We start from the raw sequence: 16,749 nt of genomic DNA, 5'->3' as shown, positions 1-16,749 counted from the left end.
GAAAGTTAAATTTTTAATTATGAATGTTATTTTAACTTCCCTTTAAAAAGAAAAAAACACTCTAATAATGTTTAAAAGAGTGTTTTTGAATGTGTTTTAGAATTGATTTATTTTATAATTCTCGTCAATCCGATATTTTCCGGAGCGTGAAGTACCATTGGGAATTTTTCTATTTTTACAGAACTACTGTCCAGACCAAATGCTCTTTCTTCAGATAAACTTAGTTTCTTAATAAAGAAATAAGAGTTCATTATAATGTTTTCGTGCCATCTTAAATCATTGTCATTCGAAAGGAATTTTTCAGACAATACAAATTTAAAGTCACCAATAATATTGTTTTTATTCAATGATTCGTAACGGCTCGTAATATCTACTTCGCCACGTTTTACCATGTCACGAATTACTTCTCTAAACATTAAATTGATTTTGGTAGGTTCTCTAAATCCTAAATTAAAATCGATTCTATAAATGTCATCTTTCGCAATCTCAGTAACTTTATATTGAGTTTTATAAGGCTCAGTCAAAATGTTTACGTGTACAAACCAATAGATATCAGCTCTTTTAGGACGTTTTTGTAATATTGAGTAGATTACTTTTTCCTCCAATTCATCCACACGATTCGCATTAGTCATGTAAACCAGGTGTGTAGCGTATTTAGGAATAGATAAATCTTCGCTCAATTCCATTAAAACCTTCTTATAATCGTCGATTTTGATGATTTTGGTATAGCTTTTATTAATTCTTTTGGCCAGATACCAAATTGTCATAATCGAAATCAAAATCATTGCAATGATTAACGTTACATAACCACCTTCTGCAAATTTGGTAATGTTAGCAATTAAGAAACTGAATTCGATCAATAAATAAATTGTGATAAGTGGTACCATCAAATACAATTTTACTCTTTTCATTATCAGATAATAATTAAGTAAGATAGTAGTCATGATCATACATAAAATGATAGCAAGACCATAGGCATGCTCCATATTTCCTGATTTTTCGAAGTGTAAAACGATTCCAACACAACCAAAAAACAATAACCAGTTGATTGACGGAATATACAATTGTCCTTTTACTTCTGTAGGATATTTGATTTTTACTTTTGGCCAGAAATTCAATCGCATTGCTTCGTTTATCAAAGTAAATGAACCACTGATAAGTGCCTGAGAAGCAATAACTGCAGCCAAAGTTGCTACTACAATCCCGAATGGAAGGAACCAGTGCGGCATAATCAAATAGAAAGGGTTTCCGTTCTCTCCACCTAGTTGTTGCAATGTACTTCCTTCATGGTGAATTAAATAAGCTGCCTGACCAAAGTAGTTCAGAACTAAAGTTGTTTTTACAAAAATCCAGCTTATTCTAATGTTTTTTCTTCCGCAGTGCCCCATGTCAGAGTATAACGCTTCAGCACCTGTAGTACATAAAAACACAAAACCAAGCACGAAGAAACCGTCAGGATGAATAGATAATAAATGGTAAGCGTAGTAAGGGTTTACTGCTTTTATTACTTCAGGATGAGTTATAATTTGTATAGTTCCCAGAGTTCCCAACATGGCAAACCAAATTAACATCATTGGAGCAAAAAACTTTCCAACTAGCTTGGTTCCAAATTGTTGTATGGTAAATAGAATAAATAGAATTCCGATTACGATATAAACAATCGTCTCAGTTTTCATTGTAGGATAAAACGCTCTAATTCCTTCTACAGCTGATGATATCGAAATGGGCGGGGTTATAATTCCATCGGCAAGCAAAGCACTTCCTCCAATAATGGCGGGTACAATAAGCCATTGAATTTTCGTTTTTTTGACCAGGGCATACAAGGCGAAAATACCGCCTTCGCCGTGATTATCAGCGCTTAAAGTAATAAGGACATACTTTATGGTAGTTTGTAAGGTCAAGGTCCAAAAAACACATGAAATTCCACCCAGAACAATGTCAGCGTTTATGGCGTAATCACCAAGTATGGCTTTCATTACATATAATGGAGAAGTACCGATATCTCCATAAATAATCCCTAATGTTATCAATAAACCCCCTATAGACAACTTACTGTGTAAGTTTTTATGCGATGCGCTCATGTATGTTTTTATAAAAGACGGTTGCAAATTTACTGTTTTAAAACAAATTAGAGTCAATTATAATTAAAAAGATAAAAAAAAGCACAATCGTTAAATTGTGCTTTAGTTTTTTATCTATAAATGCGAAATTAATATTAACCTCTTCTTCCTCCGGCGCTTCTTGAACCAGATCCGCTTTCTCTTTGTGGCTGGCTGCTTCTTGATTCCTGACTGGCTCTTGGAGACTCAGAACGTTGTGTGTTTTGAGTTCTTGCTGAGCTTGATCTGTTCTCAGAACTTCCTCTGTTTTCTGAATAACTTCTTGGAGTTTCTGTTCTTTGAGTAGCAGAACCTCTATTGGTATTCATGTTTTGTGAACTTTCTCTTGAAACATTCGCATTATTTTGACTGTAATCTCTTCTGTTTTCTGTTCTTGGAGTGTTTTCAACTCTTACAGGATTATTTACATTTGAAGAATTATCTCTGCTGGCAGAAGATGTACGGTTGGTGTTGTAGCTTCTGTCAGTACTGTTTCTGTTTTCAGTGTAATTTCTGTTTGGAGTTCTGTCATCCGTAGATGAAACTCTTCCTGTACTTGTTCTGTTAGTGTTGTAAGTATTTTGAGTTCTGTTATAATCTCTGCTTGCTACACGTCTTTGATCCAGATCATATCTGTTTGATACGTTAGAATGTCTTTGCGCAAAGCTATAATCAGGACGTCTTGTTTCGTAGCCATATGTGCGTCTAGATTCGTATAAAACAGGAGCTCTGTAACTTCTTCTTGTGCTTACATAATTGTAATGATTGTTTACGTTGATACAAACATTAATATTGTTTCTGTATCTGTAAATTGGGTAAGGTCTCCATGCGGCATAGTAAGTAGGATATATATTCCATGTCCATGTTGAGTAATAAGGTCTGTAATTTGTTACCCAGAACGAGTTGTAGATCACAGGAGTTACACTGTAAACCGGCTCATAAATATAGTTGGCCCCGTATAAGTAGGTGTTACCTACAACCTGTACGCTAACTTTATTATAATTGTCTCTTTCTACATCTATCGTTGCAATGTCCTGATATACATCGCGATCTAAAACAGCCTGAATAATTACAACGTGAGTTCTGTTTTCTACAGATTCGATTACTCGTAAATAATCAACCTGATCATCACCGTTTAAATCAAGATTTGAGATCTGGTATTTGGGATCGTTCAAACGTCTTTCAAAATCCTGAAGATTCGCTGATTCCCCAAACATAGACGCTACAGCTCTTAAGTCTAAGTTATCGCTTATATCTGAATTTTTTGCATAAACAGTAGTTTGTCCCTGTACAGATACAGAACTAAAACCTAATGTTAGCAGGGCTATAAAAAGTAGTTTAGTTTTCATTTTAAATCATATTAAGATTAATATTCTGAGATATCCAATTACTGTGCCAGAAAAAAGAACAGAACTTATTTTATATGTTATAAATAATTGTATTTTAGCAACAAAAAAACCTACTATATATGAGAAAAGTAATATTGTTTTTCGGTGCTTTGATTTTGTTGATGTCTTTTAAAGCGCTGAATCATAATGATAAAAAGTCGTTATGGGGAGGTTTTACTTCCATACAAATAGATACTTTATTTCAGGATAAAATTAGTATCAGAGCGATCGTAATTGATAAGAATAAAATCTGGTACGGAGCTGATAATTCCCGTTTTGGCTATTATGATTTAGATAAAAAAGAGAAGTTTGAAGACCGTATTTATCGTGATACTTTAAACTTAGAATTTAGAAGCATTGCGCAAAATTCTCAAAGTGTTTTTTTATTGAGTGTAGGAAATCCTGCACTGCTTTATCAGGTTTCTAAAAAAACGCAAAAAGTTAAATTAGTTTATAAGGAAGTTAACCCGAAGGTGTTTTACGATAGTATGCAATTTTGGAATGATAAGGAGGGAATCGCAATTGGTGACCCGACAGAAGATACTTTTTCGATTATTGTAACACGTGACGGAGGGGAAACCTGGACAAAAATACTCTCAGATAAATTACCTACAAACGCTGAGGGCGAAGCCGCTTTTGCAGCAAGTAATTCGAATATTGTTATAAAAGGAAATGATACCTGGCTGGTTTCCGGAGGAAAAAAAGCGCGCGTTTTTTATTCTCCTGATAAAGCAAAAACATGGAAAGTAATTGAAACGCCAATTGTTCAGGGAAAAGCAATGACGGGTATTTTTACAGCCGATTTTTATGATGCTAAACACGGATTTGTTGCGGGAGGTGATTATGAGCTTCCAAATAAAAAAACAGATAATAAAGCTTTTACAACTGATGGTGGAAATACCTGGAAGTTAATAGGCCAGGAAATGGGTTTTGGATATGCATCATGCGTACAATACGTTCCGGGCGGAAATGGTAAAGAAATTATCTGCGTTGGTTCTGAAGGGATTCAGTATTCTCAGAACGGCGGCGAAAACTGGACTCAATTATCAACAGATTTAAAACTTTTTACTATTCGCTTTGTCAATAGAAATACGGCAATTGCTGCAGGTCATAATAAAGTAATCAGAATCCGTTTTAAATAACAAGAACCCTAAATAATAAAGTAAGTATTATTATATAGGGTCCTCATCGCTGTTGTTCTTTTTGATATTAGCTTTTGCCTGCTTTATCCCGATATTGTTTTAATAATTTACGATTAAAATCATCTTCAGATTTTTTAAGCTTTAATATTTTCTTTGCTGATAATATCTTTTTCAAATTGCTGGTATACTTGTCTCGTAAAAGATATAATTCTTTATCAGTACTTTCTATTTGTGATAAAAGCAACGCTGCATCTTTTTCTGACATTGAAGTAATGTTGTCATCATCTAATTTGCGTAGATAAGTTTTCATTTTTTCATGACGCAATTCATATTGTTTATCGTCATATGCATTATAAATAGGCCAGAATTTCTCCGCTTCTGTCGAGGTCAGTTCTAATTCTGTAGTTAAAAAAGAAACTTTATAAGCCTTAATTTTTTCTCGCTTTTCATCTGTTTTGTCACTTTGTGCATAAAATGATAAAGTGAAAAAGAAAAGAATTATCGGTAGTATATTTTTAATTTTCATCTTTTGATATTTTTATTTTATTCTGAAATTAAATTTTCAAGATTTGGGTTTGTAGCCAAGATATCTTCGAGTGTTTCCTGTTCAAGGGCAACATTTTTGTTAAGCTTGTCGATGTCTTTAGTATCCAATTCCTTAATTAAATCATATTGATTTAAATTCGACTGATAGGATAAATAGGTCTCTAAAGTGTCTTCGTCAAGATCTTTAGAAGTGTTATTGTAGTTGTTAACTATAGGGATCATTAATGCAATAACAACTACAGCTGCGGCAAGTAGTGAAAGAACCTTTTTACGTTTATAAATCGGAATTACTTTTACTTCTTTTTTGTCTTTTAGCTGTTGTAAAATTTTTTCCGAAAAATCATCAAAGTAATGCTCCGGAGCTTTAAATCCAGTTGTTATCTTCGGTTCGTTTTCTAATTTAAATGCTTTCATATCTATAAGATAGTTTTAGTTACAAAAGGTTTAATTTGATGTAACATATATTTCAATTTTTTTTACAGCATGATGATAAGATGCTTTCAATGCGCCAACTGAAGTCCCTAGGATTTCAGAAATTTCTTCATATTTTAATTCTTCAAAGTATTTCATCTTAAAAACCAATTGCTGTTTTTCCGGCAAGGTCACGATAGCTTTTTGAAGTTTTATCTGTATTTCATCACCATCAAAATAAACATCAGCTTTCAGATTGTCGATGGTTTTATTTTGTAATGCTTCAGAAGTTAATCCGCTTAGTTTTGCTTTTTGATTTAAAAAAGTCAAAGCCTCATTGGTTGCAATTCGGTACATCCAGGAGAAAAGTTTACTCTCTCCTTTGAAATTTTTTAAATACTGAAAAACTTTTACAAAAGTATTTTGCAAAACATCATCTGTATCATCATGATTCAAAACGATGTTTCGAATATGAGAATACAATGGTTTCTGATAATCAGACAGGAGTTTTTGAAACGCTGTATTTTGCGTCTTAGGATTTAATAATTGTTGTATAAACTCCTTCTCGTCTGTCAAATTTTTTGATTTATCTTATTAGAATGAAATTTAAACAAAAGGTTTAATCGGTCATGATTATTTTAGAATTCTGACTGTTCTTCTTCTGTTTTTGGAGCTGGTTTTGGAGTCGGTTTTGGTTTTGGAGCTAGTTTAGGCGCCGTTTTTGGTGCCTCTGAAGGATCTGCTTCTGTTGGCTCCGGATAAGTTGGTTCAACATCTGTTCTGTAAACAGGAGTTTTAGCAACCGGAACAACTTTAGGCTGTATTGGGTAATAAACTTCAGTCGTTAGTTTAGACGGACTTTTTACATCTAGCTTGCTAATAGTCAGGATCTCAAGATGTGACCAGCTTAAATCCGGTGTAATTTTCTCTTTGTTTATGAAGTTGTTGGTTTTTGTAATTGCTTCATTAATGTGGCTGTAATCACCTTTAAGAGTTGTTTTTACGCCTTCGAAGCCATTTAATGTTCCGCCTGAAATATCGCTTCCTGATGTTGTCATGATTTCCTTGTTTGTAGGCAAACAAATAGAAATTTTGGCTAATCCCGTTGCTGTGTTATAGGTGTGGTAGATAATAAATGGTTTTCCGTTGGCAGTTAAGCCATTGTTTTGGCTAAACTCGATAAGTTTCGGGATTACAATTCTGGCATTCTTGCTTACTTTCTGAATTTCACTTGTAAACGTCTGTCCAATATACGGTGTTTCAGTTTTCTTTACCACTCCATTCATTTCAACTGCAAAAGTTCTGGTTTCGTAATCCAGGTTTTTGTCAATATTTGCAAGGCTTTTTTCGTAAATAGTTCCAATGACTTTGTCGGAACCTCCGTTAAGAGCAGTGTAAACTTTAAATAGGAAACTCATAGTTCCGCTTGCTTTCCAGGTAACTTTAGTTTTTCCGCCCAGAGTATCTTTAAACGTCCAGTTAACATCTGCTTCCGTACCGTCGTATTTCATTTTTTGCTGAATGCTTTCCCCTTCTTTCGTTTTTAGAGTAATTGCATTTCCATTTCCTTCAGATCCGGTCCAATAATACGAAGCACCATTTCCGGCTGTTTTATTAGGGAATGTCATTTTTATTGAAGGATCAGCTACTGACCACGACTCAAAATCTTCATAATTTCTAAAATCATTTATATAATTGTAAACCGTTGTTTTTGGCGAATTGATCACTTTGCTTCTTTCAACAGAAAAAATCCCTTTTTGGGTAGCAACAAAAACGGTTAGGGCAACTAAACTTAATAATAATAGTAGGAATATATATTTTAGAATCTTCATTGGAGTCGGTGATTTTGTGTCGTAAAGTTATAAATTTTATTACTAGTCGCATTACTCGTGCAACAATAAAAGTACACTTTGTGAAATTATTTTGATCAAAAAAAGCTTTAAATAAAACGTTTTTAGTCAGGTTTAATTATGCAGCTTTAAGAAATACGTGTTCTAAATATAGAAATATTTTTTGAAACTATCTTTTAAAGTAAAATTTGATTACAAATAAAAGAGCAATAAAGATCAGGAAAGCAATTAATACTTTATAATTTCCTTTGTAGAAAATTTTATGTAATGCGAGGTCTTTTCGGTAAGCGAATATCATTACGATTACAAATGCAATAAAAAAACAGAGTGCGAATATTAATTGTCCTTGACTAAACATAGTAAAAAATTATTTTTTACAAATTTAGAGAATTGTATATGAATAGTTGCTAATTTGGCATCTCATTTAAGTAAATAATATCATGAAGAAACAACTTGATGCAGTTACGGAGTTTCATACTGCTTTTAAAATAGGTCACAGTCAAACACCAATTGCTGATTTGGGTGAATCTAAAAAAATACTTCGTTATAATTTAATGAAAGAAGAGAACGAAGAATATCTTGAAGCGGTTCAGAATAATGATTTGGTTGAAATCGCTGATGCTCTTGGAGATATGATGTATATTTTGTGTGGTACGATCATAGAGCACGGACTACAGGAAAAAATTGAAGCTGTTTTTGATGAAATTCAGCGTAGTAATATGAGTAAACTTGGCGAAGACGGACAACCAATTTACAGAGAAGACGGAAAAGTAATGAAAGGGCCAAACTATTTTAAGCCGGATTTTTCTAAATTACTATAAAGTAAATTGCAAAACATCTAATAGATGGTAAAATCTATTAGATGTTTTTGTTTTAATTACTCTGCATCTGGAATGTCTTCTAAACGATAATAAATTTTCAAACCTCTTTCTTCTGCAATTCTAACATCATTGTCTGCTCCTTTCGATTCGCCTTCGAGACGAAGAACTGCATCGCATTTTTCTAAAAGCCGATGAGCAACAGGATATTGTATTTCGTCCCAGGCACTATCGCCAATTTGTTTTGAGCCGGCTATATGGAGTAGTGGTAATGCAAGCCATTCGCCAATTACGGGTAAATGTCCCATTCTGAATAAAGGAAGCGCTACAGCTTCTAGTTTTTCTAAATTTTGTTGAATTAGTTTCGGGTCGTCATTTGTGCCGCCGCGATAAGGTCCTGCAATAAGTATAAGCATATCTGTTTCTTTTTTACAAAGCACGTAAAGATATCACAGCAAAAAAATAATGTAGTTTAAGAAAATGCCTGTTTGTTTTTGTTGGCGCGTATCATACTTAAGAACTCAGGAGTGATTCCTAAATACGAAGCAATTTGTTTTTGAGTAACTTGTTTTGCAACTTGTGGGTACTTCTCCAGAAATATATAATAACGTTCTTCTGCTGTTAGCGATAGATTTTGAATCACTCGCAATTGTTCTCTTATGTAAGCATTTTGCATTATTATCCTGAAAAAACGTTCAAATTTTGGAATCTTAAGATACAAATCATCCAGATCTTCTTTTTGCAAATGGTATATGTGGCTTTCTTCGATAGTTTCGATATTCAGCATTGCAGGCTGTTGATTAATAAAACAAGACATATCTGTAATCCACCAGTCAGCAATGGCGAACATGATTGTTGATTCTTTTCCGGCGGGATTTCTGTAGAATGCCCTTAAAGTTCCGGATTGTACAAAATTTATTGTTCTGCATATTTCCCCTTCTTTCAAAACAATGCTCTTTTTAGGGTATTTCTTTTCTTTTAAAATCGAAAGAAAATAAGAGATTTCATTTTCGTCAAGCGAAATATGTTTAGCAATATTTTGTAAAATCAGATTTTGAGTCATTCTTTGATGGAGTTTCAAGAGCTTGTTCTATTGGATGATTTAAGTTTTATCTGTTTTTGCATATTTACTTAGAAGTTCGTTATATCTCTTGTTCCAATAATCAAAATCAAAAATTAAATTGTAATAATTTCTGATTTCTTCGTTCAGTAATTTTCCAGATAAAATTACTCTGTTAATACAGATTATTTCTTCTATTAAGTCAAATTCATAAGAGTCAGGAGGGTAATCGTCATTATATTTTGACTGGTAAATGTTTTCTAATTCCTTTATTTCATTTTTTAAATGGTTGCTAATCGGTAAAGTGTCTAAGCTAATATTTTCATAAATTGGATTTTCATTATCTTGTTCTATCCAAATAGGGAAGCAAAAATACTCAAAGTTATATTTTAGATTTCTCATTATTTATTAGTGTAATATTTTATAAATATATGAGTATTTTTAGGACAAATAATGTTCTGTATTAAATGATGCTGTAAAAAAAAACTTCAGATAATATTAATATCTGAAGTTTCTGTTTTTGCTTATTTATGACTATTTATTGCACTTTTACAGTCCAGCCAAAAGTATCTTCAGAAAGTTTATTTTGAAGGCTTGTTAGTTTTTCTTTTAAAAGAGAAGCATATGAATTCTCAATCGGAGTCATTTCATAATAAACATCCTGGTAAGAGAAACCTTTGATAACACTTATAACTGCAGCAGTTCCAGCTCCGAAGATTTCTTTTAGAGATCCGTTTTTAGCAGCTTCTACTAATTCTGAAACGATAACAGGACGAACTTCTACTTTAAGACCTTCTTTTTCTGCCATAGTAAGCAAACTTTTTCTGGTAATACCATCAAGGATCCTTTCGCTTGTTGGAGCAGTCAATAAAGTATCGTTAATTCTAAAGAAAACGTTCATTGTTCCCGCTTCTTCTAATTTTGTATGTGTTGCATCATCTGTCCAGATAATTTGTTGAAAACCATCTTTGTTTGCTAAGTTAGTTGGGTAAAACTGTGCAGCATAGTTTCCTGCAGCTTTTGCAGCTCCAATTCCACCGTTTGCAGCTCTACTGTAATGTTCAGCAATAATTACTTTTACTTCGCCGGCATAATAAGATTGTGCAGGAGAAAGTAAAATCATGAATTTATATTCGTCAGAAGGATTTGCAACAACACCAGCGCCTGTAGCAATCATAAAAGGACGAATGTACATACTGCTTCCGTTTCCTTTTTGAACCCATTCCTGATCAATTTTCAATAATTCATTCAAACCATCCATGAAAATTGCTTCTGGAACTTCTGGCATTGCCATACGAATTGCAGAATTATTAAAACGTTTGAAGTTCTCGTCAGGTCTGAACAACCAAACGTCATTATTGTCATCTTTGTAAGCTTTCATACCTTCAAAAATAGCTTGCCCGTAATGAAAGACTTTCGAAGAAGGATCCATTAAAATTGGAGCGTAAGGCTTAATGACAGGATTTTGCCACTCTCCGTTTTTAAAATCACATTCGAATAAATGGTCTGTAAAAACAGCACCAAAGCTTAAGTTTTGAAAGTCTACTCCGCTTATTTTTGACGAAGTTGCTTTTCTGATTTCAATTTTGCTTGTTTGAGTTGTACTCATAATTATGTAAAGTTTTTTATGTAATTCTCATTGCAATAGAAAGATTCTAAAGTAATGATTTGGTGTGAAATAGAATTTGTTGAATGCAAAATTAAGTAAAAATATGTAATTTACTTAGTAAAACTGCATTATTTATGCCTTTTAACTGAGATTTATTTATCTTATAATAAAGTGAAAAAATTAAGACAGTTTTATAAAGAATTTATGAAAAAACAACCGTTTTTTAAGGCTTTACGTATTTGTTTTGACTAATTTTGGCTCGCAAAATACTGTGAATACCACCAAAATCAGATTGTAAATTCGTAGAAAAGTGAAAAGAGAAATAATAAAAACGCTAGATGGCTCAACGACAATTCATTTGCAGGAATGGGATGAGTGTTATCATTCAAAACATGGTGCAATTCAGGAAGCAAAGCATGTATTTATAAAAAACGGACTTTCATTATTTGACAATAATCCGGTTAGTATCCTCGAAATTGGTTTTGGAACAGGTCTAAATGCTTTTATTACTTTTTTAGAATCTGTTTACAAAAAACAGCCAATCGATTATGTTGGGGTAGAGGCATACCCGGTAGAAGCAAAGGAAGTTCTGGAAATGAATTATGTCTCAGAATTAGAAGCGGATCAATATAAAGGTGTGTTTGAAAAAATGCACGAAAGCGAGTGGAATCAGAAAATAGAAATTAGCAGCGATTTTTCGTTAACTAAAAGAAAACAATTTTTTGATGAAATAGACGATTTCGAAATTTTTGATTTGATTTACTTTGATGCTTTCGGATATCGTGTGCAGCCAGAGTTGTGGAGTACGGAAATTTTTCAGAAAATGTACAATAGTTTAAAACCAAACGGAGTTCTTGTAACTTATGCAGCCCGGGGAGTTGTTAAAAGAAGTATGATCGAAGTTGGATTTACGGTAGAAAAATTGGCAGGTCCTCCGGGGAAACGTGAAATGTTTCGAGCCTTTAAAAAGGTTTAAATGAGTTGTTTAGAATCGTTCTATATTGATTTATGTATATTAAGAAAACGTATTCGTTGCCAAAGTTTTTAAAAAAATAAGTTAAAAGAAGTGCTTATGAATGATATTTGATTAAATTTGTGCGAGTTTAAAAATAATGATAACCCCCGAAAATCTTATTTTATTATGTCAAAATTAATGTTTGATTACACGAAATCAATACTTGAGAGAGTAAGTTTCGATCCGATACTTTTCTGCAAAGAATTAGAAAAAGCTATCAAAACACTGTTACCATACGAGATGGAACAATTGCAAGAATGGTTGATGAATTTTATTATTGAGAAACCGGAATTAAAACAAAGTTTACTACTAATCAAAGTATAACAAAAAGGAGCCAATTGGCTCCTTTTTCTATTTTTGTTTCTGTTGTAGCGGACTAATTATTTGAACGTTCTGGAAAACGATGGCTCCTTTTACGACTCCGGCGATTGTAGATCTTAAAGCATCAATGATTTGCATTTTTAATTCGCTCTTTGGGTAAATTAAACTTACCTCACGGGCAGGTTTTGGTTCCTTAAAGTTTCGTAGTTTCAGTTTGTCGGAATCTTTTAAGTCTAAGGTATGCAGGTACGGCAATAGCGTTGTGCCTAAACCTTCATCGGCTAATTTTATCAGGGTTTCAAAGCTTCCGCTTTGTATCTGGAAATTATTCTGGTCGGTATCAGAGCCGTTTTTGCATAAATTCAAAATACCATCCCTAAAACAATGTCCGTCCTGCAAAAGCAAAATTTCATTTAGATTTAAATCAGAAACTTCTATTTCTTCTTTTTGAAAACTTGCGTGATGTTCCGGGATATAGGCGACAAATGGCTCAAAATATAAAACAATTTCTTTTATTTTTTCATCTTCAAGCGGCGTTGCAGCAATTGCAGCATCTAGATGACCGTTTTTTAATTTCAGAATAATTTCATCAGTATTCAGCTCTTCAATAAGGAGTTTTACTTTTGGATATTTCTTAATGAAATTATTTAAAAACATCGGCAAAAGAGTTGGCATGATGGTCGGGATAATCCCTAGACGGAATTCTCCTCCAATAAAACCTTTTTGCTGCTCTACTATATCTTTAATTCTGTCAGCTTCATTTACAATATTCTTCGCCTGATTGACAATTTTTTGACCGATATCTGTAAGTTGGATTGGTTTTTTGCTTCTGTCGAAAATTAAAATATTAAGTTCTTCTTCAATTTTTTGAATTTGCATACTTAATGTAGGTTGTGTAACAAAACATTTTTCGGCAGCAAGAGTAAAATTTTTGTGCTCGGCAACAGCTAACACATATTGTAATTGAGTAATTGTCATTTTGATAGTATTTTGTGATGCAAAAATAAGAAAATATAATTTTTTTTTATGTCATTTTTAAAGAACTTATCTTAAATTTGTAGTAAACATATTATAAAACGAAAAACTATGAAAACAAATATTTTAGGTTTACCTGTAAAAGAGTCTGAACTGTTAGTAAAGGAATTAAATATTCTGTTATCAAATTTCCAGGTGTATTATCAAAATTTAAGAGGAATACATTGGAATATTCGTGGTAAACGTTTCTTTGATTTACATGTAAAATTTGAAGAATTGTATACAGATGCCCAATTAAAAATTGATATGATCGCAGAGAGAGTCCTGACAATTGGAGGAACTCCTTTACATACATTTGAAGATTATATTCAAAATAATAAATTAACTGTTGGAAAGAATATTTCAAATGATGAAAAAGCAGTTCATTTAATTGTAAATTCATTATCTGATTTATTAAAAATAGAAAGAGAAATTCTGAAACAATCAGATGAAATAAGTGATGAAGGTACTAATTCTATGATGAGTGACTTTATCGCTGAACAGGAAAAAACAATCTGGATGATGAGAGCCTGGTTAGAAGAGGAATTGTAATAGGTTGCTTTTGAGTCAAATATAAACAGAATGATGCTTAAGTGTCATTCTGTTTTTTTATGATTGTTAAATTTGTATAAAATTTTAGCCCTGAAGCTTTGATTTTATTTGTTTAACACTATTTTTGCTCCAATGAAATTAGTTGCTCGCATATTATTATTCATATTTATTGCTTTCTTATCTACCCCAACTATTGTAACGGTGATAAAGGAAAGCAATGATAGGTCTATGTTTTTCAGTTTTGCTGAAGAGGAGCATTCACACAAAGAACTTAAGGCTGCTGTTTATCCGGCAATACTTCACCATGAAGTTATGATGCCTGTCTATATTGAAAAAAAGACTATAGTATCTGAAAATATTGTAAAACTTGACAATATTTCTCCGAGCATTTTTGCTCCACCTCCCAACTTAGTATAATACTTCCGATTATTTTGAACTCACTGCATTTTTGATTAAATGTGGTAAATCTTTAATGAATAATTTTTTTAGTATTGTATTATGACAAAAAAAATCAATCTTTTTGCCAACCTTAAATCTGATTTTGCTTCAGGTTTAGTGGTTTTCTTGGTGGCTCTGCCTTTGTGTTTAGGTATCGCAATGGCGTCTGGAGCACCTTTATTTTCTGGAATTATCTCGGGTGTCATTGGTGGTATTGTGGTAGGTTATTTAAGCCAGTCACACATTAGTGTATCGGGACCAGCAGCTGGGTTAACAGCTATTATTTTGACCGCTATTACTGATTTTGGTGCTTTTGATGTGTTTTTAATGTCTGTTTTTATTGCTGGATTAATTCAATTAGCATTAGGATTTTTAAAGGCCGGAAGTATCTCAAATTATTTTCCAACAAATGTTATCGAAGGTATGTTAGCGGGGATCGGGATCATTATTATCCTCAAACAATTGCCTCACGCTTTTGGTTATGATGCAGATTTTGAAGGCGATCAGGCTTTTGTACAAAGTGACGGAAGTAACTCATTTTCGTTTTTATTTGATGTTTTAAAACACATTCACTTAGGAGCGGTAGTAATTTCGCTTGTTTCGCTTATTATATTAATTTCCTGGGATAAGGTTTCTTTTTTAAAGAAATTAAAATTAATTCCGGGAGCACTTGTTGCTGTTATCCTTGGTATAGCTTTAAACGAATTTTTTCTTGCTACAGGAAGCTCATTGGCAATTGCAAAAGAACATTTGGTTTCATTGCCAGTTCCAAAATCTTTTGATGAATTTAAATCTATTCTGATTACACCAAACTTTGCTGCTGTTACAAATCCGCAAGTTTGGGTAGTTGCTATAACAATTGCCATTGTTGCTTCTATTGAAACATTACTTTGTATTGAAGCTGCTGACAGAATGGATGTTCAAAAACGTTATACGAATACAAATGTTGAGCTTAGGGCACAAGGTATTGGTAATATGTTAAGTTCACTTTTAGGAGGTTTACCAATGACATCAGTTGTGGTTAGATCATCTGCAAATAATAATGCAGGAGCAAAATCTAAAATGTCAGCTATTATTCACGGAGTGCTTTTATTGTTAAGTGTTTTGGCTATTCCGACACTTTTAAACAAAATTCCATTGGCAACTTTAGCAACCGTTTTAATTTTGGTTGGATATAAATTAGCAAAACCTGCAACATTCAAACATTTCTGGGAAAAAGGAAAATACCAATTCATCCCTTTCGTTGCTACACTAGTATTTGTAGTAGCAACAGATTTACTTAAAGGAGTTGCTTTAGGAATTGTAATTAGTGTCATTTTTGTATTGAGAGGAAACTTAAAAAGAGCGTACAGCTTCAAGAAAGAAGAGTACGAAGATGGAGATGTTATCCATATCGATTTAGCACAAGAAGTTTCGTTTTTGAACAAAGCTGCTATAAAATTGACATTAAATGAGATTCCTGAAAATTCTAAAGTAGTAATTAATGCTCAGGATACAGAGTACATTGCACATGATGTTCTGGATTTGATTCGTGAATTTAAAGAAACACGAGCGATTGATGCAAACATAAAAGTGAAGCTAAAAGGTTTTAAAGAAGCTTATGAGCTTGAGAACTCTCCGGATCTTAGCAATCACGTTTCGATTGAGCACTATTATGATGTTGCCAAAAGAGCATTAGTCCAAAAAGAAACCGTAAAAGAAGATTTTAAATAAATTATATTAATTAAGGTATTTCTCAAGTGTGAGAAGTATTAAAAATTAGATAACTTTACAGTAAAGTTATTTTTAATATGTTTAAGCATTTAGAAATACCATTCAAAAAACAAAAAAATGAAAGAGTTTTATAAGCAATTATTAGAAAACAATAAGGAGTGGGTTGAAAAATCATTAGCATTAGATCCTAATTATTTTGCGGATTTGGCGAAAGGACAAACTCCACCATTATTATGGATTGGATGTTCTGATAGTCGTGTTCCTGCAAATGAAATTATTGGTGCGAAACCTGGAGAAGTTTTTGTACACAGAAATATCGCCAATATGGTCGTACACTCTGATATGAATATGCTGAGTGTTCTGGATTATGCTGTAAATGTTCTAAAAGTAAAACATGTTATTGTTTGCGGACATTACGGTTGTGGTGGTGTAAAAGCTGCAATGGGCAATATGTCTGTTGGAATTATCGATAACTGGATTCGCCACATCAAAGATGAATATCGTTTGCATGACAAATACCTAAATTCGATTGAAGATGAAACAGAACGTTTTAATGCTTTTGTTGAAATCAATGCTAAAGAGCAAGTATATAATTTAGCTAAAACATCAATTGTACAAAGTGCCTGGAAAAATGGCCAGGAATTAATGCTTCACGGTTGGGTTTACGGTTTGAATTCAGGTTTTGTAACCGATTTGAATGTAAATATCGCTTCGAATGATGAATTAGATGATGTTTATCAACTAAGTAATCTATAAAATTAAAAAATCGCCTC

20 protein-coding genes are annotated in these 16,749 nt (G+C 32.8%); 8 read left to right on the top strand and 12 right to left on the bottom strand.

The annotated features are described in order from the left end of the window. Positions 1–107 precede the first annotated feature (107 nt). A complete protein-coding gene (locus tag QLQ94_RS22815; protein WP_271338599.1) occupies positions 108–2,081 on the bottom strand; it encodes a KUP/HAK/KT family potassium transporter in 1,974 nt (657 codons plus the stop codon). Positions 2,082–2,215: 134 nt separating this feature from the next. Next, the gene (locus tag QLQ94_RS22810; RefSeq protein ID WP_427402423.1) at positions 2,216–3,448 is read right to left on the bottom strand and encodes a hypothetical protein; all 1,233 of its coding nucleotides are present in this window, start codon (positions 3,446–3,448) and stop codon (positions 2,216–2,218) included. A gap of 119 nt (positions 3,449–3,567) precedes the next feature. Between QLQ94_RS22810 and QLQ94_RS22805 the strand changes: the two genes are divergently transcribed. After that, complete coding sequence (locus tag QLQ94_RS22805) at positions 3,568–4,629, top strand: WD40/YVTN/BNR-like repeat-containing protein (RefSeq protein ID WP_482498625.1); 1,062 nt, start codon at positions 3,568–3,570, stop codon at positions 4,627–4,629. A 67-nt stretch (positions 4,630–4,696) separates the two neighbouring features. On the opposite strand, the gene QLQ94_RS22800 is transcribed toward QLQ94_RS22805, so the two are convergent. The 5 genes from QLQ94_RS22800 to QLQ94_RS22780 all read right to left on the bottom strand — a co-directional run bounded on the left by QLQ94_RS22800 (position 4,697) and on the right by QLQ94_RS22780 (position 7,794). Beyond that, on the bottom strand, positions 4,697–5,155 hold the full coding sequence (locus tag QLQ94_RS22800; RefSeq protein ID WP_271338602.1) for a sensor of ECF-type sigma factor: 459 nt from the start codon (positions 5,153–5,155) through the stop codon (positions 4,697–4,699). A gap of 17 nt (positions 5,156–5,172) precedes the next feature. Further along, a complete protein-coding gene (locus QLQ94_RS22795) occupies positions 5,173–5,589 on the bottom strand; it encodes a hypothetical protein (protein ID WP_271338603.1) in 417 nt (138 codons plus the stop codon). 30 nt (positions 5,590–5,619) lie between these two features. Next, on the bottom strand, positions 5,620–6,162 hold the full coding sequence (locus QLQ94_RS22790; RefSeq protein ID WP_271338604.1) for an RNA polymerase sigma factor: 543 nt from the start codon (positions 6,160–6,162) through the stop codon (positions 5,620–5,622). Positions 6,163–6,224: 62 nt separating this feature from the next. Next, entirely contained in the window at positions 6,225–7,418 is a 1,194-nt protein-coding gene (locus QLQ94_RS22785) for an SRPBCC family protein (protein ID WP_427402420.1), read from the bottom strand. Positions 7,419–7,605: 187 nt separating this feature from the next. Continuing rightward, positions 7,606–7,794 carry a hypothetical protein gene (locus QLQ94_RS22780; RefSeq protein ID WP_244860567.1) on the bottom strand — a complete coding sequence of 63 codons (189 nt, stop codon included), beginning with the start codon at positions 7,792–7,794 and terminating at the stop codon, positions 7,606–7,608. Positions 7,795–7,876: 82 nt separating this feature from the next. Between QLQ94_RS22780 and QLQ94_RS22775 the strand changes: the two genes are divergently transcribed. Further along, positions 7,877–8,257, top strand: a complete 381-nt coding sequence (locus tag QLQ94_RS22775; RefSeq protein ID WP_271338606.1) for a nucleoside triphosphate pyrophosphohydrolase family protein — start codon at positions 7,877–7,879, stop codon at positions 8,255–8,257. A 56-nt stretch (positions 8,258–8,313) separates the two neighbouring features. On the opposite strand, the gene QLQ94_RS22770 is transcribed toward QLQ94_RS22775, so the two are convergent. The 4 genes from QLQ94_RS22770 to QLQ94_RS22755 form a co-directional block, all read right to left on the bottom strand. Then, positions 8,314–8,670, bottom strand: coding sequence for a DUF4406 domain-containing protein (locus QLQ94_RS22770; RefSeq protein ID WP_482498622.1), 357 nt, complete (start codon positions 8,668–8,670; stop codon positions 8,314–8,316). A gap of 56 nt (positions 8,671–8,726) precedes the next feature. Then, on the bottom strand, positions 8,727–9,317 hold the full coding sequence (locus QLQ94_RS22765; protein ID WP_482498620.1) for a Crp/Fnr family transcriptional regulator: 591 nt from the start codon (positions 9,315–9,317) through the stop codon (positions 8,727–8,729). 39 nt (positions 9,318–9,356) lie between these two features. Then, positions 9,357–9,716, bottom strand: a complete 360-nt coding sequence (locus QLQ94_RS22760; protein WP_427403125.1) for a hypothetical protein — start codon at positions 9,714–9,716, stop codon at positions 9,357–9,359. 136 nt (positions 9,717–9,852) lie between these two features. After that, the gene (locus tag QLQ94_RS22755; RefSeq protein ID WP_271338664.1) at positions 9,853–10,923 is read right to left on the bottom strand and encodes a branched-chain amino acid aminotransferase; all 1,071 of its coding nucleotides are present in this window, start codon (positions 10,921–10,923) and stop codon (positions 9,853–9,855) included. A 310-nt stretch (positions 10,924–11,233) separates the two neighbouring features. Here QLQ94_RS22755 and mnmC2 point away from each other — a divergent pair, with 310 nt between their 5' ends. Together mnmC2 and QLQ94_RS22745 are read left to right on the top strand one after the other, a co-directional pair. Further along, positions 11,234–11,899 (top strand): tRNA (5-methylaminomethyl-2-thiouridine)(34)-methyltransferase MnmC2, encoded by a 666-nt coding sequence (gene mnmC2 / locus QLQ94_RS22750; RefSeq protein WP_427403124.1) that lies wholly within the window; start codon positions 11,234–11,236, stop codon positions 11,897–11,899. Positions 11,900–12,064: 165 nt separating this feature from the next. After that, positions 12,065–12,262: a hypothetical protein gene (locus tag QLQ94_RS22745; protein WP_271338666.1), complete on the top strand. Its 198-nt coding sequence runs from the start codon at positions 12,065–12,067 to the stop codon at positions 12,260–12,262. Positions 12,263–12,289: 27 nt separating this feature from the next. Here QLQ94_RS22745 and QLQ94_RS22740 read toward each other — a convergent pair whose 3' ends face one another. Continuing rightward, on the bottom strand, positions 12,290–13,237 hold the full coding sequence (locus QLQ94_RS22740) for a LysR substrate-binding domain-containing protein (protein ID WP_271338667.1): 948 nt from the start codon (positions 13,235–13,237) through the stop codon (positions 12,290–12,292). 108 nt (positions 13,238–13,345) lie between these two features. Between QLQ94_RS22740 and QLQ94_RS22735 the strand changes: the two genes are divergently transcribed. The 4 genes from QLQ94_RS22735 to can all read left to right on the top strand — a co-directional run bounded on the left by QLQ94_RS22735 (position 13,346) and on the right by can (position 16,732). Next, a complete protein-coding gene (locus tag QLQ94_RS22735; protein ID WP_271338668.1) occupies positions 13,346–13,825 on the top strand; it encodes a Dps family protein in 480 nt (159 codons plus the stop codon). Positions 13,826–13,957: 132 nt separating this feature from the next. Further along, positions 13,958–14,242: a hypothetical protein gene (locus tag QLQ94_RS22730; protein WP_271338669.1), complete on the top strand. Its 285-nt coding sequence runs from the start codon at positions 13,958–13,960 to the stop codon at positions 14,240–14,242. Between the two features lie 81 nt (positions 14,243–14,323). Then, positions 14,324–15,976: a SulP family inorganic anion transporter gene (locus QLQ94_RS22725; RefSeq protein WP_271338670.1), complete on the top strand. Its 1,653-nt coding sequence runs from the start codon at positions 14,324–14,326 to the stop codon at positions 15,974–15,976. 117 nt (positions 15,977–16,093) lie between these two features. Continuing rightward, on the top strand, positions 16,094–16,732 hold the full coding sequence (gene can, locus QLQ94_RS22720; protein ID WP_271338671.1) for a carbonate dehydratase: 639 nt from the start codon (positions 16,094–16,096) through the stop codon (positions 16,730–16,732). Positions 16,733–16,749 lie beyond the last annotated feature (17 nt).

The organism is Flavobacterium sp. B114r (assembly GCF_056824125.1).
The sequence above is the reverse complement of the archived record's forward strand: the minus strand, read 5'-3'. Positions and strand labels throughout refer to the sequence as shown.